Genomic DNA, 24511 nt, shown 5'->3' with positions numbered 1-24511 from the left:
ATAGCGCCTTAAATTGAAATACAAAAAGATAATCAATGTCAGAAAAACACTTACACCAAACCGCGATACAAGCGATTAACAAAAAGCAATTTGATGTAGCCCAACGTGCTTTAATTCAAATCTTGAACAACAATCACAGTTTTTATGATGGCTATTTTTTGTTGGGGGTAATTGAAGCTGAACTTGGCACTTATACAAAGGCCGTAGCATTGATGTCAAAAGCCGCGCAGATGCATCCATGCGCAGAATACTTTGCGCACTTAGCTAGGTGTTATGCGCTGATTGGAGATAGTAACAAAACGCATGAGGCGATTTCTCAAGTTCAACAATTCACCTTAGATAATGCATTAACGATTGATACGATTGGCGTTGCGTTGTCACGGATTGGCGATCACGACTAAGGCGATAGAATATTTCAAACGCGCGATAAAGCTTAAGCCTGACGCGTCTTTTTATTATAATTTAGGGTCGTCGCAAACCTTTGCTGGCCTGTTTGATGACGCACGAAATTCTTATGAGCTAGCTATCAAGTTAGAGCCGACTTTTTATCAAGCTCATTCATCTTTGAGTCATTTAGGCGGTACGGACAAAGAGCACAATCACATTGACCGTCTGCAAGCTTTATTACCTAAACTGACAAGCGTTAATTCCAAACTGCATATTGCCCATGCGTTAGCGCGGGAGTTAGGGAGTGTCGATGAATTCGGTGCTGCCTTTTCGCAACTCGAGATTGCTAAAGGTGAAAAAGCCAAGTCGCTAAACTACCAGTTTTCTCAAGACCAATTGATTTTTGAGACATTAAAAACATGCTTTACGGAAGAATTGATTAAGGAGATTAATCGCAATAATAGTAAAAACAAAAGACCAACACTGATCTTGATTTTGCTCCTATATTTGTCACTGGCATGCCGCGCTCTGGTACGACGCTTATTGAACGAGTGTTAACAAATAACAACATAGTTAAGTCTGCGGGTGAGTTGCAGGAGTTTGCAATTGCTATTAAGCGAATTGCCAAAACATCCAGCCAATATATTTTGGACCCCGCGACAATTAAGGCAGCGATAACCTCGGATTTGTCAGAAATTGGCGAACTTTATCGACAATGCGTTAAAAATATCGTTAAAGGTGCCTCACGATTTGTTGATAAAATGCCGCTAAATGTCCTAAATGCCGGTTTTATTATTGGTGCAATTCCTACCGCGAAAATTGTTTGTGTTATTCGTAACCCAATGGACACGATATGGGGTAATTACAAACAACTGTTTTCGCTCACAGACTCATATTATAACTACGCTTTTAGCCAAGTTGATACCGCTAAATATTATTGTGAATTTGTTCGTTTAGCGGAGTTTTGGCAAACCGCTTTTCCAGATCAGTTTAAAATTGTTCGCTACGACGATTTTGTACAACAACCCGAAATAATTGGGAAAGAATTTGTTGAGTTTTGCGGTCTAGTATATGACAGCAAGATGTTAGAGATAACGAACAACAAGTCAGCTGTTGCCACGGCAAGCTCGGTGCAAGTGCGGTCTAAAATTAGCACAAGCTCCTTAGGGCAGTGGCTAAAATATCGGTCGTTTTTACAACCTGCTTATAACGAAGTTATATCACAGGGGATAAAACTCGATTGATTTACAAGCAAATGATCGGGTTTAGTGAATATTTATCGGGCAATACCTTTAAATTTGGCTAAGATGACTCCATACACATCTTCTAGTGCGCACGTCCGCTTTTAAGGAAAGGTTGTATTTTGACAACAGTACATGACAAGTTAGAGCAGCTTAAGACTGCTGAGTTCTCCACCGCGATTAAAAATATTAAACGTGGTATAGAGCGTGAAGGTTTACGAATTACCCCTGAGGGCAAACTATCTCAGCTAGACCACCCGCAAGCATTAGGTGCGTCACTTACTCATCCTTATATCACAACGGATTATTCTGAATCCTTGATGGAGCTTATTACGCCGCCATCTAACAGCATTCAAGAAACGTTTAATCAACTCCAAGACGTGCACAAATTTGTACTCGAAAACATAGGCTCAGAAATGTTATGGCCTATGAGTATGCCGTGTTTTATCGGTGATGAGTCTGATATTCGAATCGCCCACTATGGCACGTCTAATGTGGCCCAAATGAAGTCGACATATCGTCAAGGGTTAAAAAACCGTTACGGTTCGATGATGCAGGCAATTGCTGGGATCCATTACAATTTTTCGCTGCCAGAAGAATTTTGGCAAAAATACCAAGAGTTATTAGGCGACACAAGTGACAGTAAAGACTTCCAGTCTGCGCAATATATGCACATGGTTCGCAATATTAAGCGTTTTGTCTGGGTGGTTACCTATTTATTTGGCGCGTCGCCTGCAATGTGTAAATCGTTTTTAGGTGGGCGCGAAAGCCAATTTGAATTCGAAACGTTTGGCAAAGGTTCTATTTACTTACCAAATGCAACGTCGTTAAGAATGAGTGATCTCGGTTACACGAATAGCGCTCAATCGGCTTTAAATATTGAATATGGTTCATTGACTCAATATATCGAAAAGCTTCGTAAAGCCATTCATACTGAGTCTGAGCAATATAAAAACATTGGTGTCAAAGTTGACGGAAAATACAAGCAGCTAAATCACAATATTCTTCAAATAGAAAATGAACTGTATGCGCCTGTTAGACCAAAACAAGTGGCTAAATCGGGTGAAAAGCCGACAGATGCATTAGAGAATCGTGGTGTAATGTATGTTGAATTACGTGCGTTAGATGTTAATCCGTTTTCACCATACGGTATAACAATGGAGCAGATGCGTGTTCTAGATGTTTTCCTTTTATATTGTTTACTTGAGCCTCAAGAAATCTTAACCGACCAACAACAGGCTGAAGCCGAAGAAAATCAAGATAAAGTTGTAGTTGACGGCCGTCGTGACGATCTTACGCTTAGCCAAAATGGACAAGTCGTAAGCCGAGAAAAATGGTTAGAATCAATGTTTGTTGATTTTACTGAAATCGCGAAATGGTTAGATCAAAGTTACAGTGGTGAAGAATACGCAAAGGCCGTGAGTAACGTTAGTGAAACGGCCAGTAATCCCGACTTAACTTTGTCTGGAAAATTAATGACGGAGTTACTCACGCGAGGAATAGACAATGGTAAGGTCGGAATGGAATTGGCCGCATATTACAAAGACGCCATTCTCAAAACACCAGCAGATACCTTTACTCGTCAATATATGGTCGATAAAGGACGTCAGTCTATAATTGACAGAGAAGCAATTGAAGCTGCGGATAACGTTAGTTTTGATGAATTTTTAGAACAATACTTTAAAACAAATAGCTAAAACTAACTTGATTCGAACATGGCTCGAAGTGGCCATGTTCGGTTAGATTTTACAAACAGATTAGTAAATACCTCTCCCGATTTTTATTGCCCTCATCACCAAATATTACAAGTGCGAAGAAAAGCCAACGCTAACTATTTGCCGATATTGAACTTTCAATTGAAATACAATGTTTTGGTTTTAGTTTTGGGTAAATCCTGGATTAGACGAGGCTTTAAATGGGTGTTCGACAATCACGTTTTAACACTATGTTTCGAAATGTTAAGCAATCTATCATTAATTAAATATGATCCAGTTTTGGAACATTTGCAGCTTTAAAGCGCGGCAGTATGTTTTAGTTTTTATTAGAACATTATCTGCTGGAGGATTTACGAACTAAATCAATAGACTACCTACCTAAAGGGAGGTAGGCAGCCAACTGTAAAGCCTGCGAGCTTCATATGCTCTAGTTGAATTGCAACTTGGTTAAAGAGCGGTATTTGAGAGCTGTATCAAAGAGTGATATCCATCAAGTTTCTTCGCCTTCCTCAAGTGGAGGATAAATCTTAGCTTGATAAACCTTGTTGTCTTTTATCTCAACAATTTCAATAGGGTAATCTGCAATTTGAATCGAAACGCCAAGGTTCTGGTATATCTTCCATATACTCTAGAATAAGGCCGTTAATCGTTTTTGGACCATCAGTAGGCAATGACCATGACATATCTTTGTTAATGTCTCTAATTGAAGCACTACCATCGATAACGTAGCTTCCATCTTTCTGTTCTTCAAGTTCAAAACTCGAATCAACTGTCATGCCAGTAGTAAAATCACCTACAATTTCTTCCAAAATATCTTCTAGGGTAAATAAGCCTTGAATATCGCCATATTCGTCTACGACTAAGCCAATTCGTTCTTTATTCTGTTGCAGTTTTTGTAACAGAGTAAACAACGACGTACCTTCAGGTGTAAAGTAAATCTCACGAACGGCACGTAATAAGGAATTTTTACTAAAGTCTTCTTTGGCCAATAATCTTAATGCGTCACGTACGTGAATAAATCCGACAGCATCATCTATGTTATCCCGATACAACAACAGGCGGGTATGCTGCGAGTTAGTTAACCCCTTTAAAATATCCTTCCAATCGTCATTAATATCTAGCGCATAAATTTCATTACGCGGGATCATGATGTCTTCTGCTTTAATATTTTCGATATCTAGTAGGTTAACCAACATGTTTTGGTGATTGTCTTGTAACAGCCCACCGCTTTCATTTACAACGGTTCGGAGTTCTTCGGTACTTAAACTATGTTCAGCGCGGTCTTTAGCACTAATACCCAAAAGAATAAGCAGTCCATTGGTTATATAGTTAACACTTAGGACAAATGGATAAAGTACCTTCATTAGAATGATCAGGACAATTGAGCTCGGAAATGCAACCTTTTCAGGGTGCAAAGCAGCCAGTGTTTTAGGGGTGACTTCTGCAAAGATTAAAATGATAAATGTAAGTGCAAACGCCGCTACAGCTAAACCTACGTCACCGTAAAGTCGTTGCCCAATTTCGGCAGCTAAAAATGATGCGCCGATATTAACAAGGTTGTTCCCAATTAATATGAGACCAATAAGCTGATCTGGACGTTCCATCATTTTAGAAACACGAACCGCGCCTTTATGCCCTTGGTTTTCTAAATGTTTTAAACGATATTTATTGATCGCCATTAAGCCTGTTTCAGAACTCGAAAAGTAGGCGGAGATAAAAATGAGTACCGCAAGTGCGATAAACAGGGTACTCGTAGATATGGCGTCCAAAAATTATTTTCCTGTGTTGCTAATTGAATTATATAAGTATGATCGATTCACTTAAGTGTCAAGGGATCTACGACTAATTAAGTAGTATCTCTCGAACAAATCGACTGCCAAAATAGGCCAAAGTTAAGATGAAAGCCGCAACAATAGTGGCAATAGCACTGTTGTTTCCGCGCCATCCATATACTTTGTGACCAATAGCTAGTGTTAAAAAGATGGCCCATGCGACGATAGACAATACCGTTTTGTGAGCATATTGATTAGAAAACATGTTGTCTAAAAAGGTAAACCCGGTGACAAGTGCCAAAGTCAGTAGCACTAATCCGATTGCCATTAATCTAAAGTGTTGGGCTTCAACGCTACTTAATGGGGGCAAATGACTGTGTAGAGAAAGTGTTTTTGCTTTTAGTTTTGAGTCGATATAACGAAATTGGATGGCATAAAGTGATGCGATAACAAGAATACAATAGGCTGCAACCGACAGTAGAATGTGGACAAGAGTCGCGGTCGATACTGTAAACTCAGGTCCTATATAGGCTAGCGATGTATTAGGTACAAACATCAGTAATATCGTTAGGAAGCCTGAAAACCCGAAACTAACTAACATCAGCATTGTATTTAGATGTGACAAGGAGCGGATGACGATCACAATATTTATCAATGCACTGATGATTAAACACATTGAAACAAGAGATAGATGGATCCCACCTGAAACATACAAAAGTTGCTTGGCAGTAACAAGTTGAAGCAATATGGCGACTAAGGCAGCGCTAAATAACAGTTTAAAATTCATGTTCGATTTACCGACTAGTGTTCTAGCACATAAACCCGCAGCGAACAGGAATACTGAGGCAAGATAGGAACAATCCCAACTCGATGGACATCACGTTATTTTCCTTATAGTTGTTATCAATGATCTAATGACATTAATTATGAGCGAGAACTTTACCATAAAATATCATAATGGCTCATCCTAAAGGCACGATCTGCACATTTTTATTCGTTATTTTCCGCGAACATGGATATATGCACATGAAGTGCAGCTTGATTTCTGTATTTTACGTCTACACATGTATATAATCCGCTACTTATTGTGCGTATTCCTTTTAGATAATTTAAGAGCGACAAGTTCCCTATGTTTAACAATTTATCCGAACGTTTATCAGAGTCGTTGAAAAAATCAGCGGCCGTGGCCGACTGACTGAAGACAACATTAAAGACACACTACGCGAAGTTAGAATGGCGTTGTTAGAAGCCGACGTTGCTTTGCCAGTGGTTCGTGAATTTGTTAAAGCCGTTAAAGAACGAGCTGTTGGTGAAGATGTTGGCAAGAGCCTAACAGCCTAGCCAAGTCTTTGTTAAGATCGTGCAGGGCGAACTTGAAAAAGCCATGGGCGAGAAAAATGAAGATTTAAATCTTGCCGCTCAACCGCCAGCTGTTGTTTTAATGGCCGGTTTACAAGGTGCAGGTAAAACCACTTCAGTTGGTAAACTTGCGAAGTTTTTAAAAGAGAAAAAGAAAAAGTCTGTTTTAGTTGTGAGCGCCGACGTTTATCGTCCAGCGGCAATAAAGCAGCTTGAAACGTTAGCAGCCGAAGTTGATGTTGAGTTTTTCCCAAGTTCAATCGAACAGAAACCAATCGACATTGTTAATGGCGCTATTGACCACGCTAAACGAAAATTCTTTGATGTTTTGTTAGTCGACACCGCCGGACGTTTGGCTGTTGACGAAGCTATGATGACGGAAATTAAAGACCTACACGCCGCGATCAACCCAATTGAGACATTGTTCGTTGTTGATGCCATGACTGGTCAAGACGCCGCAAATACTGCAAAGTCATTTAATGAAGCACTGCCGCTTACCGGTATTATTTTAACGAAAGCAGACGGTGATGCACGAGGTGGTGCTGCGCTATCAATTAGACACATTACGGGTAAACCAATTAAGTTTATCGGTATGGGTGAAAAGATTGATGCGTTAGAACCTTTCCATCCTGAACGTATTGCGAGTCGGATTTTGGGGATGGGGGATGTTTTATCCCTTGTCGAAGAAATTGAATCTAAGATCGACCGCGAAAAAGCAGAAAAAGTCGCTAAAAAAGTGATGAAAGGCAAGGGCTTCGATTTAGAAGATTTCCGTGACCAACTTTCACAAATGCAAAACATGGGCGGCATGTCGTCATTAATGGACAAAATGCCGGGTATGGGCAAGATCCCAGATGCCGTTAAAAACCAAGTGAATGATAAAGAGTTTCTCCGAATGGAAGCTATTATCAATTCAATGACACGCAAAGAGCGTCAGTACCCAGATTTAATCAAAGGCTCTCGTAAACGTCGTATTGCGGCCGGCAGCGGCACTCAAGTGCAAGATGTAAATCGTCTTTTAAAACAATTCATGCAAATGCAAAAAATGATGAAGAAGATGAAAGGCGGCGGTCTGATGAAGATGATGCGCGGTATGGGCGGTGGTATGGGTGGCGCTATGGGCGGAAAAATGCCTTAGCGGTTTCCCCGTTTAAAATAATTTAATTATCCTTAAACAACACTGAACACAGTGACAAAATCGTCTCTTAAACAGCAGAACAGCTCATTGCAAAATGAGCTGAGTTTCGCTGAGCAAAAAGAAGATTACTTTTCAGCAATTGACATTCTCGACAGATTAATTGCATTACAATCCACGTTAAACCCCGACTTAAAACACAAAGACTTACCTAACTGGCTATTAAAACATGCTCAGTATTGCGTTCAGGTTGGTAATACCGACGGGGCTATTAAGTCGTTTGATGCCTGCGAAATCTATCGTAGCCAGCTGCCGTTTTTAGATCTAAACCGGGGTCATTTATACAAAGCGTTGGGCAATAGCGAATACGCAGCTGAGTGCTACAATAAACTTATCACTGAGTATCCTCAATACGTCGGTGTTGGCTTTTGGTCGTTGGCAGATTTGAAAGACCGTAAATTGCAAGGTTCTGAATTGTCGCAAATCGAATCCTTACTGCATGCTCCTTGTACTGAAGGCAATCAGGCATTATTAAACTTTGCTCTGGCCAAAGGGCTTGAAGCTGCAGGTGATATTGAAAAGGCATTTGATGCGTTAAGTGTGGCAAATCACATTATCGCTAAACACCGCCCTTTTCCATAGCAATGCTTATGCGGACTTAATTCGTCAGCAAATACAAAGCTTCAATCGCGGTAACGCGTCAGGCCTAAACTTGCAAACTCAAAGTAAAAAACAAATGGTGAATTAGCAACTGAGGCACCGATTTTTATTGTCGGCATGCCGCGCTCGGGCTCGACCTTATTGGAACAGATATTGGCTAGTCATTCATGGGTTGATACAACAGATGAGTTACCCTTTATCGAACGACTTGCGATAGATATACAACAACTCGGTGGGTACCCGTCAGCTATTTCCCGTTTAACAAACGCGCAATTAGACACACTTAGGCGGACTTATTTACAGCAGGCTAGGCAATATACACTTAATGATACCGGCGTTTTTATAGATAAGAACCCTAATAATTTTATGCATATAGGGTTAATTAAAACGTTATTCCCAAATGCCAAAGTCATTAATGTGGTAAGAAATCCTCTGGATAATGCGCTTAGTGTTTATAAGCAGTATTTCTCGGCCGGGCATCATTATTCTTATGATATAAATCATATCGGCTTTTATTGGCAGGGGTATTTGCATTTAAGTCAGTTTTGGCAGCAGACATATGGCCGTGGTGTGTATTTGGTTAGCTATGCCAAGCTTGTTGAATGTCCTGAAGCTGAAATTAGACGAATGTTAGCTTACTGTGAACTCCCGTTTGAATCGCAGTGTTTAACCTTCTATCAATCTACAAGAGCAGTATTGACCCCAAGTGTGTCACAGGTACGCCAACCTATAAATAGCCGCTCGATTGGCTCTGGATTAAAATATAAGGAATGCTTAACCCCACAACAGGTCGCCACATTTGATAAGCTTTGTGAGGACGTAGAGACATTCTTCACAACCTCAATGTAGCTTTATTCACCAGCGTTAAGTTATTTCTGAAGCCAATGAGCCTTTTGCTTTTATTCCCCTCCAAAGATAACCTTAATAAATGCAGTCCGATAAATCCTTAGTCAGCCAAAACACCTTAAATCGTTTCCAAACATACTTGAAGCACGTATATCGTGAGCATGATTCGTAATTAACGATTAAACTGTGCGACTTCTGGATTGAAACATGGGTCAATTAGGCAATGGATAAGCATTTTTGTTGATGGACTTTCATTGGTCAATTGAAGCGTTTCGGCAGTTTCGCGACAACTGTGAAATGTGCTGTCGCGCAGTTGATGATAATAGTCCCACCCACCCTGAGCCTCGCCGTAGATTGACCAAATTTGACGCCAATCTTGATAAAACGATGCGAGAAGATCTGATAGTGTATCAATCGCGCTCATTTCATTGCCATCGACCGATTTAACTTCACTTATCAATTCTGTGATCATGTGATTAACTTCTTCTGGACGCATTACCACTGGCGTATTAACCCGTTCACATCTAATTGGCCTTTGAGCCCCCTCAACAAACGGTAGGGTTGGAAATTGACTTACTTTTTGGATGAACTCTTCGCCTAGCGCCTTACCTAGAGGACTCAAATGGTCGATATTAATTCCTTGTTTTACCCAGTTCCAAAATCGTGATGAGCCGCTGATATCAACAACTAAATGGACACGCGTTTTATCTGAAGCATTTACAACACGGTGGTTTTTCCATGAATCGAAGATCCAAGCATCTCCCTCAGCCATATGGACTTGTTTGTCGCCGCAATAGAAGATCACCTGCTCGTCAGTAACGATTGGGATATGGATCCTAACTCGGTCGTACCAATGGTAGTTAATGTCACTGTGCAAAGGCACTTCAGCACCTGCTTCTAAACGCATTAGGCGAGACCGACCAACGATTTCATTAAATGATGCGATTACCTGTTGTAAGTAAGGCGAACGTTTTAATGCCACAGTGGGCGCAATAGGCCCTGAGAACAAGTTGTTCTGACCGCCTTGAACACTGAGCAACGGAATAGCGGAATTCCCTTTAAACCCTTCATGATGTGCGACCCATTCATTTTCTGAAAACTGAGTCACTTCCTTTTGAAGAGCTTCAATATCAAAAGTTATCGGGAGTTGAGTAAATTCGTGTGGCAATTTCATCGATTAAAATCCAAATTGATTTGGCTGGAAGCACTGGCAATAAGATGTTCATTTACGTTGTTGACTAACGGTTGGAGTTGCGGCGCGTATTGCAGAATGTCGTCAGCGTGTTTGTGCCATTTTACTTCGTTAGGTTTTGAAACCGTATAGCGCGATGTTGCAAGGGGTTGCGTCACCTTCGCCTCTAAATGTTGGTCTAAAACGAGGCCGGAGAATTGTAAGAGTCGATTAACCATCTCTAACGGGTTTGCGAGTAGGTCAGCGTAATTAATTGTTATTTTTCTATTTTCGCTAATATTTTTTAGACTTTCTGTAATTGAATGATTACAGGCGTGCCATTGGAAGCTCGCAATTTTTTCCACCGGAGAACCGACCATGGTCTGCCAATTGTCTGGCAATAATAACGACCATTCGCCATTAAACCCTTAAGCAGTTGCGGATATGTTCGAAACCTGCCCGATTGCCATGCTTCTATTATACTGCTGATGTTCGGTAAAGGGTCACGGACTAAATGAATAAATAAAGCGTCAGGAAAAACGTGATTTAAGAATTCGACTCGCAACGCATTTTTCGGGGTCTTTTCTAAAAATCGAACCGCCTGATGTTTATTCGGCGGTCGTCCTTCTCGGTCACGTAAACCCATTGAGAACCGTTGTTTCAATAAAGACGTTACATCGCTAGTCGCGTGGTTTTTGGTCAATGTATTGGAAATATAACCGTTTGCAACTGTGCTTAATTCAGGGATATGTTCGATTACGGCGTGGCTTTCTCCACCGATAGAATAAAGGTTTTTTGTCGCCATTAAGGTTTCAAATAACAGTGTGCTACCGGAGCGAGGTGCTGCAAGTATGATGATGGGTCGGTCAAAGTTCATATAAAAGATAATTTATCACGCATTTAAATGAGTAAATGCCATGATAATCAAATACGCGAAAAAACCAGACATCGCCACATTCTAAGTAAGATCTAAGCTAGATATCTGCCTAACAAGATAATCCGCTATTAATAGTCAATTACAACTTGAAATTTAACTCAAAATCCGTACAATTGCGCGACCTTTTTGGGGTGTCCAAACTAGGGGGCGAGTAATTCGCCGTAACTAAAAGTAATAATTGAGGAAATTATGGTATCTATTCGTTTAGCTCGTGGTGGCGCGAAAAAACGTCCATTCTACTCAATCGTAGTTGCAGATAGCCGCCGTTCACGTGACGGTCGTTTCATCGAGAAAATTGGCTTCTTCAACCCGATTGCAGCAGGTCAAGAAGAGAAAGTACGCATTGACTTAGATCGTATCGAATACTGGGTTGGTGTTGGCGCGCAGGTTTCTGATCGCGTTGCTAAAATCGTTAAAGACGCAAAAAAGCGGCTTAATCAATACGATTATTAGCAGAAAGTGAAGGTAATAAAATGAGTCAGTCTCAAAACGAAGAATACATTCTAGTTGGAAAAATTGGTGCATCATATGGCATCAAAGGCTGGTTTAAGATTAACGCCTACACTGAGGTCCCTGAAGGGATCTTTGATTACGTACCATGGCGTGTAACGCTTAATGGCAGTAATCGTTTTGTGAAGGTTGCCGAGTGGCGCCGACACAACAAAGGTTTGATTGCGAAGTTTGACGGTGTTGACAACATGAATGATGCTGAAGCTTGGCTTCATGGCGAAATTTATGTAACAGCCGACCAACTGCCTGAATTGTCTGATGACGAGTTTTATTGGCGTGACTTAAAAGACATGTTAGTAAAAACCGACAAAGGGTACGATTTAGGAAAAGTATCTGGCCTTATGGAAACGGGATCAAATGATGTTCTTGTAGTGGATGCAAATCCGACCGACGCATTTGGTAAAACCGAAAGGTTAATCCCATACATCCAGGATGATGTAATACTTTCAGTTAACAAGGAAGAGAACACCATTACGGTGGACTGGGATCCGGGTTTTTGACATTGATGGTTTTAGGATCGTGAATTGTCAATTATGGTTAGGCGTAATAACGCTTTTTCCAGAAATGTTTGATGCCATTACCCAACAAGGGGTAATTAGTAGAGCCATTAAAAACGGTACGATTGACTTTAATGCGTGGAATCCTCGTGATTTTGCCCATGACAGACACAGTACAGTGGATGACCGACCTTACGGTGGTGGTCCAGGAATGTTAATGATGGTGCAACCTTTGACCGATGCAATTCATGCTGCAAAGCAGGCTGCTGGTGAAGGGGCAAAAGTGATTTATCTTTCTCCTCAGGGACGAAAGTTAGACCATGAAGGCGTAAAACAGCTTAGCCAACATAATAAATTAGTGTTGGTTGCGGGTCGATACGAGGGAATAGATGAACGAGTTATTCAATCGGAAATTGACGAAGAATGGTCGATTGGTGATTTTGTTCTGAGCGGCGGTGAACTACCGGCAATGACACTGATAGATGCAGTGTCGAGGATGATACCTGTAGTGTGTTGGGACATAAACTCTCAGCAGAGCAAGATTCATTCGCAGATGGTTTGCTAGATTGTCCGCATTATACCAGACCAGAGGTTCTGGATGGTCAACGGGTACCTGACGTGTTACTTAGCGGTAATCATGAAAAAATCCGTCAATGGCGATTACAACAATCGCTTGGAAGAACTTGGTTGAAAAGACCAGATTTAATTAATCATCTAGCTCTGACTGACGAACAGCAGAAGTTGTTAGCCGCGTTCCAAACCGAACACGACGAAACAAAATGTGAAGCTAAGTAGGACAGTGAAACTAGAAAAGTGAGAATATAATGAGCAAAGTAAGTCAAAATATCATTAAAGCTCTTGAAGAAGAGCAAATGAAAACTGATGTCCCGGCATTTGGCCCTGGTGACACGGTAGTTGTAAAAGTTAAAGTAAGAGAAGGTGCTAAAGAACGTCTACAGGCGTTTGAAGGTTTCGTTCTAGCGAAGAAAAATCGTGGTCTACATTCTGCTTTTACAGTTCGTAAGATTTCTAACGGTGAAGGTATTGAGCGTACATTCCAAACGCACAGCCCTGTTATCGAAAGCATCGAAGTTAAACGTCGTGGTGATGTACGTCGCGCTAAACTTTACTACATGCGTGAGCGTTCTGGTAAATCAGCACGTATCAAAGAGAAGTTGCAAAAAGATAAGAACTTCTTAGCCGATGCACCTGCGTGGCAACAATTGCGGCGCAGCAAAAGCTAATTATTAAAGGAGCACATAGTGCTCCTTTTTTATGCTTGGCATTTAAACCAAGATTACAGACTTTCATTTTAAATACGTCTAACTTGTATTATATCCATCACCGCGCAGAATATTCAGTTGCGATCACCAGTTTACTCAACTAAAAAGACGGCTCTGTCGCGCCAGATTGGATAGAAATGGTTGGGCTAGGTGAGCAACGTTTGCTCTAAGATAATAGATCACTATTCATTTGTTATCAGAAACACGTTTTAAAAAATGACTACGTAAAAAGCCCCTTGGTGACCGCTAGTATTGAAATTCTAGTTTGGCTATGGAGGTTTCTCAAGTGTTAAGCTCTAATAAGCTATTTTGGAATTTTTTCGGTTATGGGAAGGAAACGGTGAAACTCGTCAAATTTATTTAAGCTGTGAGTCTTAAATTCTATGTACTATATGATGTGAATCGTTATATTTTATTGATAATCAAGTATGCAGTGATCTTTAAGTCTATTTTTTGGTTACATAGATCACTGTAAATACTAAAGTTATTCAGTTCTAAGTAAAATAGTTTAAAGGGAATGAGGTATATTGTTATGTTGGATAATGTTTGTGCTAAATTGCTGTTTAGACAAACGTTTTTAAACGAAAATTTCAAATATAGGTAAAACATTAAAATAGGAAAGTTTATGAAAAAGTGGTTATTAGTCAGTTTATGTTTTGTATTCTCGACCACCGTCTTTGCTCATGGGGATGCAAAAGAGTTAGATTTGAAAAAATTTGCTCAAACTTATTTCGACACTATGGTAAAGACTCAATTACCCGGTACGACTCCCGAAGCACTAGAAGATTATTTAGCCTTGCTTAAAGATGATATTGGTCATTCGCATCTTCCGTATGTCACCGACGATTCGCGTCAACCAGATGGCAAACAAGCGATGAGAAAGGGCATGACGTTCTATATGGGCGCGCATACAGAATACAAAGCTGAATTGTTAAATGTATTTGTCTTTAATCACTCTGCAATCGCGATTAGGTACAAGAATTCCGTAAAAGGAATCCACCCGCAAAATAATCAGGAAATAGCCTATTCGCAGGTTATGATGGAAGTGCTTGAAATTGAAGATGGAAAAGTCGCTGTTATTCGAAAATATCACGAATAATATCAAGTAACTTAAAATAGCGCTGTTTTCAATGCAGAAACTGGTTTTGAATTTTGTGTAGTTTATTAATTCACAAAACAATCATTTTAAATGGTTGGAAAGTTATTTAGAACCTACTCTTGCTCAAAGCTCAAAAAGAGTGGCAAAAATAAAAAGGGAAGTTTCCCTTTAAATTAGAATAACGTATAGATAAAGGTTGCCAAAGCTGATTGCTGTGTTGCAACTACTAACCCGCCAAGCAGACTTAATATGACAATGATAGGCATGAGCCAGATCTTTTTACGGACTTTTAAAAATGCCCAAAGGTCAGTTATAAATTCAATCATTAAAACGGATTCTCCAAATTGTTCTTACTCGATTCTGCCTCAGGTTTGACATAATTTGAAGTTGCATTCGTTGGCATTTTTGATTTGTATTGAAGTTTTCCAAAATAGCGCAGTACGACCCCTAAAGGCGCGATCAATATATAAAAGCTTAAACTCAAAATAATTCGAGTATTAATCCATCCCATTACCCCACCAATCACACTCCAAAATTTAAATGGGTAATAAATAAGATTCGGTTTGACTAAGTACAACGACATTAAAACAACAGAGATAGCAAAAGGCCAAAGTTGCCAGTTATAGGAAAATAACCAAGGCAGGAACGCCCCAAATATGACAGGAAACGCCCAGCTCATTGTCAATGCAAATGACTTGAGTTCATTTAAGTCGGGTCTATTCATAGATTCATTCCCTCTATTTTGCTAAAGATGGGTAGGGCTGTTAAATAATTATCATGGGTGTCCAAGTTATTTGCGGCATTAATTACCGTCGAATTTGCATGGGTGTCCATGTTATTTACTGGATTAATTACCGGCGGGTTTGCATGGGTGTCAACGTTATTTACGGGGTTAACTACCGGCGGGTTTGCATGGGTGTCAACGTTATTTACTGGGTTAATTACCGTCGAACTTGCATGGGTGTCTATGTTATTTACTGGATTAATTACCAGCGGGTTTGCATGGGTGTCAACGTTATTTACTGGGTTAATTACCGGCGGGTTTGCATGGGTGTCAACGTTATTTATTACCGTCGAATTTGCGTGGGTGTCCATGTTATTTACGGGGTTAATTACCGGTGGGGTTGCATGGGGGTCCATGTTATTTGCTGGCAAATTCATGTATGTGTCTGCGTTATTTTTAAGATTAAACCTAATTCTGCTACACCGAGGCGAATCGTATTTATCAAAGGTGGATGAGTGAGTTTTATTTGTCATCAGAGAAAACATCGTTTAATCCATATCAAATTTAATAGATTTAGCGACATCTATTGCAGACTGCGGCTGATCAGTTTTAGCTAGTACAAAATTGTTCATTACCAAGTAGTCCATTTCTGTAGCCAAAAAACATCGAATAGCATCTTTTGGGGAGCAGACAGGTGGTTCGCCACGAACATTAAATGACGTATTAACCAATACACCACATCCTGTTTTTGCTTTAAATGAAGATAACAAATTATGGAATTCTGGATTGGTATCTTCATGAACCGTTTGTATACGGGCACTGTAGTCCACATGGGTAATCGCCGGCAGTGTCGAACGTTTTTGATTTAGTTTGTCTATACCAAATAGCGCGTTGTCGGTTTTAAGCTTTAGCTCACTTTTAATGTTTGCGACGAATAACATATAGGGACTTTCAACATCGTGGTCAAAATATTTTGCGACATCAGTGGCTAATACGGCGGGAGCAAAGGGGCGGAAAGACTCTCTGTATTTTATTTTTAAATTCATTGTCGACTGCATTGCTACATTTCGCGGATCACCAATAATAGAACGGTTACCTAAGGCACGCGGACCAAATTCCATTCTCCCCTGGAACCAACCAATAACATTTCCCTGCTCGACTAATTTTGCAACATGATCATAAAGAAATTCATTGCTTATACTGTTCGCAACTAACTTTTGGTTTTCAACTTCTGCTTTGATTTGTTCATTTGAATAAGATGGCCCTAGATAGCTTCCAAACATAGCGTCGTTCGAAGAGTTAATTAATCGAGGTTGCTCAAAATAATGGTGCTAAGGCAACTAATGCGGCACCTAATGCGCCGCCGGCATCACCCGCAGCCGGTTGGATCCATATGTTTTCATAAGGACCATCTCTAAGTAATCGACCATTAGCAACGCAATTTAGGGCGACGCCACCGGCTAAACAAAGGTTTTTTGAAGGCACAAGTGTATATAAATGTTTGGCAATTTTAAGAACGATTTCCTCAGTGACAACCTGTATTGAACGGGCTAAATCCATTTCTTTTTGGCTTACTTCGGAGTCACTTAAACGAGCGGGCCCGCCAAATAGTTTATCGAACTTACTGTTTGTCATACGATCGCCCACGGCATAATCGAAGTAAGACATGTCTAAGTCGAAACTGCCGTCGTCATGAACATTGATAAGTTTATCTAGAATTTTGTCAACGTAAACAGGTTCACCGTAAGGTGCCAAACCCATTAGTTTATACTCTCCGGAATTAACCCTAAATCCACAGTAGTAGGTAAATGCCGAATAGAGGAGTCCAAGAGAATGTGGGAATTGAATTTCCCAAATAGGTGACAGTTTATTTTCTTTTCCTGACTAAGGCTGTTGAGGTTGCCCATTCCCCAACACCATCCAAACATAAAACTGCCGCTTCTTCATATGGCGATGGAAAAAATGCTGAGCCAGCATGTGAAAGATGATGTTCGCTAAATAATAATGTTGGTAGTTTGGCTTTTTATCCAATCCGGCCAAATTCCTCAATTCTCGACGCAAAATGCTCTTTAAATACAGTTTCTCCTTTAACCAAATAGGCATTGCGCGAATAAATGAACGAATACCAAAGGGAGCATTGGCAAAGTAGGTTTCTAATAACCGCTCGAATTTAAGTAAGGGTTTGTCATAAAAAATGATCGCGTCTAATTGCTCTAAATTGCAATTAGTGTCATCTAGGCAAAATTGAATTGCTTGTGCAGGAAAATTGGGGTCATGCTTATTGCGGGAAAAACGCTCTTCTTGCGCGGCAGCAATAATTTTACCGTCTTCGATAATCGCTGCAGCACTGTCGTGATAATAAGCTGAGATACCGAGAATTTTTTTGTCATAGATGTCTTAGTTGGCAATTTATGCATTCGTATTAACTAATGAGTCTAGCACTTTTACCTTGCGGCAATCGACCTCATTCGCTACCGTTGCATACCTATGTATTGAATTAATTGGTAGTATTTCCTTTTGACGACACGAACGACTCGGCCTGTTTTTTATCTCATCGCGATCATTATTCCATTTGTATTGTTGGGATTGGCTGAAGTTGGTTTACGAACGTTTGGGTTTGGTAAGACCGTTCCGTTGTTTGTTGAAAGTGCTGATATGCTAAGGCTATCTCCAACCTAACCCAAATATAATCCAACGATACTTTGCAAATCCAAATGCGGCTCCAAATGTCAGTCCTGACACCGTATTCTTTCAAAAGAACAAAGCTGAAACTACTTTTCGAATTGTTGTGCAAGGAGGAAGTACAGCAGCTGGATTCCCATACGGCCGGTTTGGCTCCCTGCAAGGTATGTTAGAGCAACGATTTAAACGTACGTATCCTCACAAAAATATTGAAGTAATTAATACCGCAATGGCTGCTGTTAACTCATATACTTTGATGGATTTTGTTGATGAGATTATCGAAATTGAGCCCGATCTTATTTTGATCTACGCCGGACATAATGAGTATTTGGGCGTAATGGGCGTAGGCTCCACATTTGCGGCTATAGGAGGGCGAAGTGCAACGTTGGCATTTTGCTACTTAAAGACTTGCGACTGTATCAACTCGTTCAAACTGTGTATACATGGTGGAATGGAGAATTATCCAAAGATGGCAATGAGCCATCTCGCTCTTTAATGTCGAAAGTAGCGAAGGGGCAACATATCGCGTACGACAGTTCGCTATATCATAAAGGTATTGAGCAATTTCGGGATAATTTGAAAGTTATACTGAGCAAGTATAAAGCACAACAGATCCCCGTTTTGTTGGCGAACTTAGTCAGTAATGAGCAGGACCAGCCACCGTTTTCGAGTATTGGGAAGGTTGATTGGCAGCAAGCGGTCAAGTCGAGTGACTTATCCACTGAGCAAATTCATTTGTTAAATAAAACCGATGATGATGCAAGTAAAGCTTATCTTTCCGCATTATCATTTGTTAATAACCGTAAATTCAATGAGGCTTTGGAGCAATTTATTAAAGCAAAAGACCTCGATCAGCTTCGATTTAGGGCACCGAGTGCGTTTAATCAAGTCATCAGCGACTTCGCTGCAGAAGACGGTGTCAGTCTAGTTAATGTAGAACAGTTGTATCGGCAAGATTCGAGGTTAGGGATCGTTGATCAACAACTTATGTTAGAACATGTACATCCGACTTTGAGAGGTTATTTTATTCTGGCTGAAAGTTTCTATACGGCAATTAAAAATACCGGTTTAATTGGGGATGAATATACTTCCGTAACACGCCAAAAAGCTTGGTTGGATGTCCCAGTAACTGAATTTGATGAAGCATGGGCGCAACTAAAAATTAAACAATTAAAGAGCGATTATCCATTTAAAGTAAAGTTTGAGCCGCTACCTGAGTTCACGCCAAAATCAGAAGTAGACTACCTTTTAATCGAACGTGCACAAGGTATAGATTGGATAGCCCAACAAAAGAAATTAATATCAATTTATAAAGCAAATAAACAGTTAGGACAGGCAGCTAAAGTATATGGTGTATTGTCGGATGCGCTAATAAACTCACCAATTGCGGCAAATGAAGCAGCGTTAATCTACCGACAAATTAGCGACATACCAATGTCGACATTTTACCAACGACGAGCGTTAAAGTTGGACCCAGATAATCAAAATTATATATTAAATCTAGCCCATAATTATTTTCTGTTGAAGCAGTTTGATAGCAGTTTAAGTTTGTTAATTAAGGCGAAAGCAAAGTTGAAAGATACGAGTAGAGTGGATTTTTTATCGGAAAAGTTGAACAAGCAATAAGGCTAAAAAATGAAAACTAAAACTTGGGTGTTTCGAGTAATTGCTTTTTTAATACCAATATTATTTTTTGTTGCCATTGAGTTTACGCTTCGATTTTCTGGATTTGGTAAGTCGATACCTTTATTTATTGAAAACCCAGCCGCGCCTCATTATTTGTTACCCATGCCGCAAGTTGTCGGACGTTATTTTGCCAACGATAAATTAGCACCGAACGTCACGATTGAACCTAATTTCTTTTTGAAGAAAAAACCCAAAGACGGGATTAGACTATTTGTTCAAGGGGGTTCAACAGCCGCCGGCTTTCCATATGGGTTAGGGGCTTCGATTGCTGGAATGTTGGATTATCGACTAAAACAAACCTTTCCCGAACAAACCGTTGAAGTGGTGAATACTGCACTTTCCGCGGTAAATAGTTATACATTGCTGGATTTTGCCGATGAGATCATTGAGCAAAAACCGGATGCAGTACTAATTTATGCGGGTCACAATGAGTATTTGGGGATTCTCGGTGTAGGGAGCAATTACACGGCGGCCAACTCACGAGGAGCGACCTTGATGTACCTTAAACTCAAGGACTTAAGAATATTCCAATTGATGCAGCGCATTTATTATTGGTTTGCTCAACCTGAGATGGATCAATCAACGGGAACGTCACGTACTGTAATGGCTAAAGTAGCCAAACACAAAAATATTGAAGTGGATTCAGACCTATTTAACGCCGGTTTAGCACAGTTTGAAGGCAATATGGCACTGTTACTTGGAAAATACCAACGTGCTGGTATCCCTGTTTTTATTAGTTCTATAGGCAGTAATCTTGTCGACCAAGCCCCTTTGTGTCAAAGCCCATCTCTGTCGATGATGTTGTAAACGCTTTAGCTTCAAAAAAGTGAGCTCTGATAATTATCAAGACACCCAAGCAAATTTAAATCAAGAGACTCAAGATAATTATCAAGACACCCATTCAAATTTGAATCAAGAGACTCAACAAACAAACATCAGAAATAGCGTAGACACCCACCGTAGTATTAATGGAACTGAAGAGATTAAATTAGCATTAGCTCGTTTTGCATTAACGCAAAACGCGAAAACCCAAGCGCCTATGTTGCAACAAGGTGAACTTGAAGTTTTACACGCAATGGCAAATCTACGTAGCGCTAACGCACATTACTGGCTAGGGCAATACAGTTTGTCGAAATTCAACATTCCACTAGCGAAACAACATTTTGAAGCCGCGCGACAAAATGATTTGCTCAGGTTTCGAGGTCCAAATGAAATTAACGGTATTATTAAAAAGTTAGCGGAAGAGTTTTCGGCAATCTTTGTGGATGCAAATTTGGCGTTAGAGCGGGCATCTCCACAGGGAATTATAGATGAGAGTGTTATGATCGAACACTTGCATCCAACAGTTAAAGGTTACTTTGAGATTTCAGATGTATTTTATACTGCATTAAAAAAGTCTGAATTATTTGGTAAGTTCCGGAACGAAATCCCACGTAGCCAAGCCCAAAGTGACATCCCTTTATTGCGAGCTGAGGTGTATTGGGGTGCTGCTAAAATCGCGGGTCTTATGGCAGATTACCCGTTCACTGATGAACCTAAACGAGTCGTGTTACCGCTCAAAATTAACGAACTTGATGAAATTGGCTTTGCCGCTTATAAGAAAAAAATTGACTGGATGACGTTAGCGACTGAAACGCAAAAACTAGCGAAGAAAAACAATGATGTTGAATTATATTTACGCACCGCAAAATTGTTGGCTGATGCAATTCCAAATGACTCTGAGAGGAGTTTTAACACAGGGATTCAGCTTATCCAGGGAATAAACCGCTTGAAGCAATTCGTTTTTTAAAGCGGGTGTTAATCGAAAACCCAAAAGATGTAAACGCGCGGCTTGCATTAGCTCATGCTTATTCAGAAGTAGGGAAATTAAACAAAGCTTTAACTTATTTAGAAGCTGCATTGGAATTAGATCCGACTAATAAAACGGCTTTAGAAAACATTCCACAGATTAAACGCCACTTAAACTAAGTAAATTGTGAGGGTGTTATCAGGACACCCACTCAAGTTATCAGGACACCCACCCAAGTTAGCAAGACACCCACTCAAGTTATCAGGACACCCACTCAAGTTATCAGGACACCCACCCAAGTTATCAGGACACCCACTCAAGTTAGCAAGACACCCACTCAAGTTATCAGGACACCCACTCAAGTTAGCAAGACACCCACTCAAGTTATCAGGAGACCCACCCAAGTTAGCAAGACACCCACTCAAGTTATCAGGACACCCACCCAAGTTATCAGGACACCCACCCAAGTTATCAGGACACCCACCCAAGTTATCAGGACACCCACCCAAGCAAGTTAGAAGTTAGCAAGACACCCACTCAAGTTATCAGGAGACCCACCCAAGTGTTTACTTTAAATATCGACAATCGGTATGACTTTTATTGAATTTTCATACATACGTATTCAGCAGAATCTAGCTTCAAATATTCATATAGTGTACGAAAGAAATTATAAAAATAAGCAGGGTTCAACAAATGAAGAGCAGGCATCAACTGACAAGGTCAGCAATATGTTTAGGCATTATAAGCGTTATTTCGGCATGCAGTGGGGGTAGCGATTCATCAGATCCTGAAGATTTGACTTGTCGCGCACCATTAGTTTTAAATTCAGATAAAACGGCTTGTATAAGTGAAGCGGTTAATACTGCGCCAACAATTAACTCGGCTTCGACGCTGACGTTGAACGAAGGAACCGTAAATGGAACTAGTGTTTACACTGCATCAGCTTCAGATGCCGAAGGTGATGCAATTTCATGGAGTTATCCGACAACGAAGGCATTTTCTCGATTGATGCAAGTACCGGTCAAATTACCGTTCAAAATGCCGCTAAACTTATTGCAGCAGACTTAACGGCGTATCAAATAACTATTACCGCAACAGACAGTGCGACTTCGCCACTTAGTTCGAGTTTAACTATAAGCGTTAATGTGAATTCTATCGTGCTAAACCAAGCGCCAGTGATAACTTCTAGTGCTGGTTTTTCTGTAATTGAAGCAACAAGTAATGGGACCACCGTTTACTCTGCAGTGGGTAATGATCCTGATGGGGATACTATCAATTGGAGCCTTGTCGATCCTCAAAGTATTTTCGCAATTGACCAGACAACGGGCGAAATTACCATCACGGATAGCACCAAACTGATATTTGAAAATCTTACTAATTACAAGATCACGCTTGTCGCTCAAGACGACGCATTAGTTACTGAGCAATCAGAGTTAGAAATTACAGTTACAGTTGTTAAAAATTCAAATTCTGTTGCACCAAGCATTGTTCCGACAGACAGCCAAGCTGTATTTTATTATAAACGTGACGATGGCGATTATTCCGCTTGGAAAATCCATGCATGGAATAACGAAACTTGTGATGGCTATTTCGATTTTGATGCTACTTCTGGAACTGAGTGGGATGCTGGGCTTTCTCATGACGGTGTAGATGATAATTATGGTGCTTATTGGATTGTTGATACAAAAGATGGTGCGACATGTTTAAATTACATTTTACACAGTGGCAATGATAAGGACCCAGATGATGTTGACCACAAATTAACGCTAGCAGATTCTCGTTGGGCATTTATCGTTTCAGGTAATGGAATTTTTCATGATCCTAATGACGTGACAACAGAAGTGCCATTTAAAATTGAGAATGCGTCAGCGCATTGGATTGACGAAAATACTGTACTTTGGAACGGAGAGGGCGATGACCTACGTATTGTGTTTGACGACGAAGGTAAACTCGATAATACGTTCTCAGCCGTTAATAGTTTTGCTCTAACATTAACTACATTAACGGATGCGCAGAAATTAAGAGTTCCACATTTAGTTGCAGGTTGGAAAGCATATAGTTTCGACGCTACTTTAGCTGAGCAAAAATCGATGCTAAAACAGCAATTGGTTTTAGCTTCTTTCAGTGGAGACGAACCTATTTCAGCGACTTACGTTCAAAGTGCAAAAGCGTTAGATGCGATTTATACATTTGGTGCAGATGATGCAGATGAAGTTACTGATTTAGGGGTAACTTATAACGGTGATGTGATTAGCGTTAAAGCATGGGCGCCTACAGCAAAAGCGTTAAAACTCAAAGTTTATGCAGCCAACAAATCTTTAATTGCAACTCATGATATGAACTACGACGATAAGACAGGTGTTTGGTCGTATGCAACAACTGAGAACGAAAGTTACGACAGACATTTTTATCGATTTTCTGTTGAAGTTTATCACCCGGTTTCGAAAGCGGTTGTAACAACAGAAGCCACAGACCCATATTCAGTGAATACCTCTACAAATGGTCGCTATTCGCAGTTTGTGAACTTATCAGACGATGACTTAAAGCCTACAAATTGGGACAGCCATACAATACCTACTGTGAAAAACATTGAAGATGCAACGATATTAGAAACGCATATTCGTGATTTTAGTATATTTGACACAACGACTTCTGTGAGCAATCGCGGTAAATACATGGCGTTTACAGAAGCCGGTACGGATGCGAATACATACCTTTCAACATTAGCGTCATCCGGCTTAACACATTTTCATATGTTGCCAGCAAATGATATTGCAAGTATTGAAGAAGACGAAACTAAGCGCATTGAATTAACTAGTACAGTTGGTGAATTATGTGCACGTAATGGCTCAGCACCAGTTTGTGGGGTGGCATCAAATTCAGCTCTTATTATTGACGTTTTAGACGGTTACGATCCGGCGACCAATGAAGCGAAAGATTTAGTTAACTCACTTCGTGGTATGGATGGTTTTAACTGGGGTATGACCCGCATCACTTTAATGTTGTAGAAGGCAGCTA

At 40.3% G+C, this 24511-nt stretch carries 26 protein-coding genes and 6 pseudogenes; 21 read left to right on the top strand and 11 right to left on the bottom strand.

The features are described 5' to 3' along the window. Positions 1–35: 35 nt before the first annotated feature. From PN838_RS08965 to gshA, 4 genes are all read left to right on the top strand, one after another. Complete coding sequence (locus tag PN838_RS08965; protein WP_272180437.1) at positions 36–401, top strand: tetratricopeptide repeat protein; 366 nt, start codon at positions 36–38, stop codon at positions 399–401. Next, positions 385–945 carry a tetratricopeptide repeat protein gene (locus tag PN838_RS08960; RefSeq protein WP_272180436.1) on the top strand — a complete coding sequence of 187 codons (561 nt, stop codon included), beginning with the start codon at positions 385–387 and terminating at the stop codon, positions 943–945. Before PN838_RS08965 ends, PN838_RS08960 begins: the two co-directional genes overlap by 17 nt. Beyond that, positions 906–1631 (top strand): sulfotransferase family protein, encoded by a 726-nt coding sequence (locus PN838_RS08955; protein ID WP_272180435.1) that lies wholly within the window; start codon positions 906–908, stop codon positions 1629–1631. The genes PN838_RS08960 and PN838_RS08955 overlap by 40 nt, the downstream gene beginning before the upstream one ends. Before the next feature lie 119 nt (positions 1632–1750). Beyond that, positions 1751–3325: a glutamate--cysteine ligase gene (gshA, locus tag PN838_RS08950; protein WP_272180434.1), complete on the top strand. Its 1575-nt coding sequence runs from the start codon at positions 1751–1753 to the stop codon at positions 3323–3325. A gap of 508 nt (positions 3326–3833) precedes the next feature. On the opposite strand, the pseudogene PN838_RS08945 reads toward gshA, so the two are convergent. Continuing rightward, positions 3834–5112 (bottom strand): annotated as a pseudogene (locus PN838_RS08945) (HlyC/CorC family transporter). 73 nt (positions 5113–5185) lie between these two features. Next, on the bottom strand, positions 5186–5902 hold the full coding sequence (locus PN838_RS08940) for a cytochrome C assembly family protein (protein ID WP_215963542.1): 717 nt from the start codon (positions 5900–5902) through the stop codon (positions 5186–5188). A 342-nt stretch (positions 5903–6244) separates the two neighbouring features. Here PN838_RS08940 and ffh point away from each other — a divergent pair. From ffh to PN838_RS08925, 3 genes and pseudogenes are all read left to right on the top strand, one after another. Further along, positions 6245–7612, top strand: a pseudogene (ffh, locus tag PN838_RS08935) (signal recognition particle protein). 51 nt (positions 7613–7663) lie between these two features. Then, positions 7664–8251, top strand: a complete 588-nt coding sequence (locus PN838_RS08930) for a tetratricopeptide repeat protein (RefSeq protein ID WP_272180433.1) — start codon at positions 7664–7666, stop codon at positions 8249–8251. A gap of 120 nt (positions 8252–8371) precedes the next feature. Further along, positions 8372–9118 carry a sulfotransferase family protein gene (locus PN838_RS08925; RefSeq protein ID WP_334313497.1) on the top strand — a complete coding sequence of 249 codons (747 nt, stop codon included), beginning with the start codon at positions 8372–8374 and terminating at the stop codon, positions 9116–9118. Positions 9119–9287: 169 nt separating this feature from the next. On the opposite strand, the gene PN838_RS08920 is transcribed toward PN838_RS08925, so the two are convergent. The 3 genes from PN838_RS08920 to PN838_RS08910 all read right to left on the bottom strand — a co-directional run bounded on the left by PN838_RS08920 (position 9288) and on the right by PN838_RS08910 (position 11163). After that, entirely contained in the window at positions 9288–10289 is a 1002-nt protein-coding gene (locus tag PN838_RS08920; protein ID WP_272180432.1) for an aspartyl/asparaginyl beta-hydroxylase domain-containing protein, read from the bottom strand. Continuing rightward, positions 10286–10525 (bottom strand): hypothetical protein, encoded by a 240-nt coding sequence (locus PN838_RS08915; RefSeq protein ID WP_272180431.1) that lies wholly within the window; start codon positions 10523–10525, stop codon positions 10286–10288. Before PN838_RS08915 ends, PN838_RS08920 begins: the two co-directional genes overlap by 4 nt. Before the next feature lie 65 nt (positions 10526–10590). After that, positions 10591–11163 carry a sulfotransferase family protein gene (locus PN838_RS08910; protein ID WP_272180430.1) on the bottom strand — a complete coding sequence of 191 codons (573 nt, stop codon included), beginning with the start codon at positions 11161–11163 and terminating at the stop codon, positions 10591–10593. 249 nt (positions 11164–11412) lie between these two features. On the opposite strand from PN838_RS08910, the gene rpsP reads away from it, so the two are divergent. From rpsP to PN838_RS08885, 5 genes and pseudogenes are all read left to right on the top strand, one after another. Next, complete coding sequence (rpsP, locus tag PN838_RS08905; RefSeq protein ID WP_272180429.1) at positions 11413–11676, top strand: 30S ribosomal protein S16; 264 nt, start codon at positions 11413–11415, stop codon at positions 11674–11676. A 20-nt stretch (positions 11677–11696) separates the two neighbouring features. Then, on the top strand, positions 11697–12233 hold the full coding sequence (gene rimM / locus PN838_RS08900; RefSeq protein ID WP_215963548.1) for a ribosome maturation factor RimM: 537 nt from the start codon (positions 11697–11699) through the stop codon (positions 12231–12233). A 64-nt stretch (positions 12234–12297) separates the two neighbouring features. Beyond that, positions 12298–13025: pseudogene (trmD, locus tag PN838_RS08895) on the top strand (tRNA (guanosine(37)-N1)-methyltransferase TrmD). A gap of 29 nt (positions 13026–13054) precedes the next feature. Further along, positions 13055–13408: pseudogene (rplS, locus tag PN838_RS08890) on the top strand (50S ribosomal protein L19); the annotation flags it as partial. A gap of 730 nt (positions 13409–14138) precedes the next feature. Further along, positions 14139–14612 carry a nuclear transport factor 2 family protein gene (locus tag PN838_RS08885; RefSeq protein WP_215963551.1) on the top strand — a complete coding sequence of 158 codons (474 nt, stop codon included), beginning with the start codon at positions 14139–14141 and terminating at the stop codon, positions 14610–14612. A gap of 173 nt (positions 14613–14785) precedes the next feature. Here the strand turns inward: PN838_RS08885 and PN838_RS08880 are convergent, their stop codons facing one another. Together PN838_RS08880 and PN838_RS08875 are read right to left on the bottom strand one after the other, a co-directional pair. Further along, entirely contained in the window at positions 14786–14938 is a 153-nt protein-coding gene (locus PN838_RS08880) for a DUF5989 family protein (RefSeq protein WP_215963552.1), read from the bottom strand. Then, on the bottom strand, positions 14938–15336 hold the full coding sequence (locus PN838_RS08875) for an SxtJ family membrane protein (protein ID WP_272180428.1): 399 nt from the start codon (positions 15334–15336) through the stop codon (positions 14938–14940). The genes PN838_RS08880 and PN838_RS08875 overlap by 1 nt, the downstream gene beginning before the upstream one ends. Positions 15337–15393: 57 nt before the next feature. Between PN838_RS08875 and PN838_RS08870 the strand changes: the two genes are divergently transcribed. Then, on the top strand, positions 15394–15855 hold the full coding sequence (locus PN838_RS08870; protein WP_272180427.1) for a hypothetical protein: 462 nt from the start codon (positions 15394–15396) through the stop codon (positions 15853–15855). Positions 15856–15884: 29 nt separating this feature from the next. On the opposite strand, the gene PN838_RS08865 is transcribed toward PN838_RS08870, so the two are convergent. From PN838_RS08865 to PN838_RS08850, 4 genes and pseudogenes are all read right to left on the bottom strand, one after another. After that, the gene (locus tag PN838_RS08865) at positions 15885–16619 is read right to left on the bottom strand and encodes a carbamoyltransferase C-terminal domain-containing protein (RefSeq protein ID WP_272180426.1); all 735 of its coding nucleotides are present in this window, start codon (positions 16617–16619) and stop codon (positions 15885–15887) included. A gap of 34 nt (positions 16620–16653) precedes the next feature. Then, a complete protein-coding gene (locus PN838_RS08860; protein ID WP_272182549.1) occupies positions 16654–17184 on the bottom strand; it encodes a carbamoyltransferase N-terminal domain-containing protein in 531 nt (176 codons plus the stop codon). 19 nt (positions 17185–17203) lie between these two features. Beyond that, a pseudogene (locus PN838_RS08855) lies at positions 17204–17293 on the bottom strand (hypothetical protein); the annotation flags it as partial. A gap of 122 nt (positions 17294–17415) precedes the next feature. Next, positions 17416–17670, bottom strand: a pseudogene (locus PN838_RS08850) (carbamoyltransferase N-terminal domain-containing protein); the annotation flags it as partial. Positions 17671–17853: 183 nt separating this feature from the next. Between PN838_RS08850 and PN838_RS08845 the strand changes: the two are divergent. The 8 genes from PN838_RS08845 to PN838_RS08810 all read left to right on the top strand — a co-directional run bounded on the left by PN838_RS08845 (position 17854) and on the right by PN838_RS08810 (position 24501). Then, the gene (locus tag PN838_RS08845; protein ID WP_272180425.1) at positions 17854–18015 is read left to right on the top strand and encodes a hypothetical protein; all 162 of its coding nucleotides are present in this window, start codon (positions 17854–17856) and stop codon (positions 18013–18015) included. A 109-nt stretch (positions 18016–18124) separates the two neighbouring features. Next, positions 18125–18514, top strand: coding sequence for an SGNH/GDSL hydrolase family protein (locus PN838_RS08840; protein WP_272180424.1), 390 nt, complete (start codon positions 18125–18127; stop codon positions 18512–18514). Next, positions 18514–19644, top strand: coding sequence for a hypothetical protein (locus tag PN838_RS08835; RefSeq protein ID WP_272180423.1), 1131 nt, complete (start codon positions 18514–18516; stop codon positions 19642–19644). The genes PN838_RS08840 and PN838_RS08835 overlap by 1 nt, the downstream gene beginning before the upstream one ends. Before the next feature lie 9 nt (positions 19645–19653). After that, positions 19654–20511, top strand: coding sequence for an SGNH/GDSL hydrolase family protein (locus PN838_RS08830; protein WP_272180422.1), 858 nt, complete (start codon positions 19654–19656; stop codon positions 20509–20511). A gap of 19 nt (positions 20512–20530) precedes the next feature. Continuing rightward, positions 20531–21493 carry an SGNH/GDSL hydrolase family protein gene (locus tag PN838_RS08825; RefSeq protein WP_272180421.1) on the top strand — a complete coding sequence of 321 codons (963 nt, stop codon included), beginning with the start codon at positions 20531–20533 and terminating at the stop codon, positions 21491–21493. A gap of 5 nt (positions 21494–21498) precedes the next feature. Next, a complete protein-coding gene (locus PN838_RS08820) occupies positions 21499–21672 on the top strand; it encodes a tetratricopeptide repeat protein (protein WP_272180420.1) in 174 nt (57 codons plus the stop codon). Between the two features lie 514 nt (positions 21673–22186). After that, complete coding sequence (locus tag PN838_RS08815) at positions 22187–22561, top strand: hypothetical protein (RefSeq protein WP_272180419.1); 375 nt, start codon at positions 22187–22189, stop codon at positions 22559–22561. Then, a complete protein-coding gene (locus PN838_RS08810) occupies positions 22465–24501 on the top strand; it encodes a pullulanase-associated domain-containing protein (protein WP_272180418.1) in 2037 nt (678 codons plus the stop codon). Before PN838_RS08815 ends, PN838_RS08810 begins: the two co-directional genes overlap by 97 nt. Positions 24502–24511: the final 10 nt, after the last annotated feature.

It is taken from the genome of Psychrosphaera algicola, assembly GCF_028401425.1.
GTDB lineage: Bacteria > Pseudomonadota > Gammaproteobacteria > Enterobacterales > Alteromonadaceae > Psychrosphaera > Psychrosphaera algicola.
This window is presented reverse-complemented; position numbering and strand designations above follow the sequence as displayed.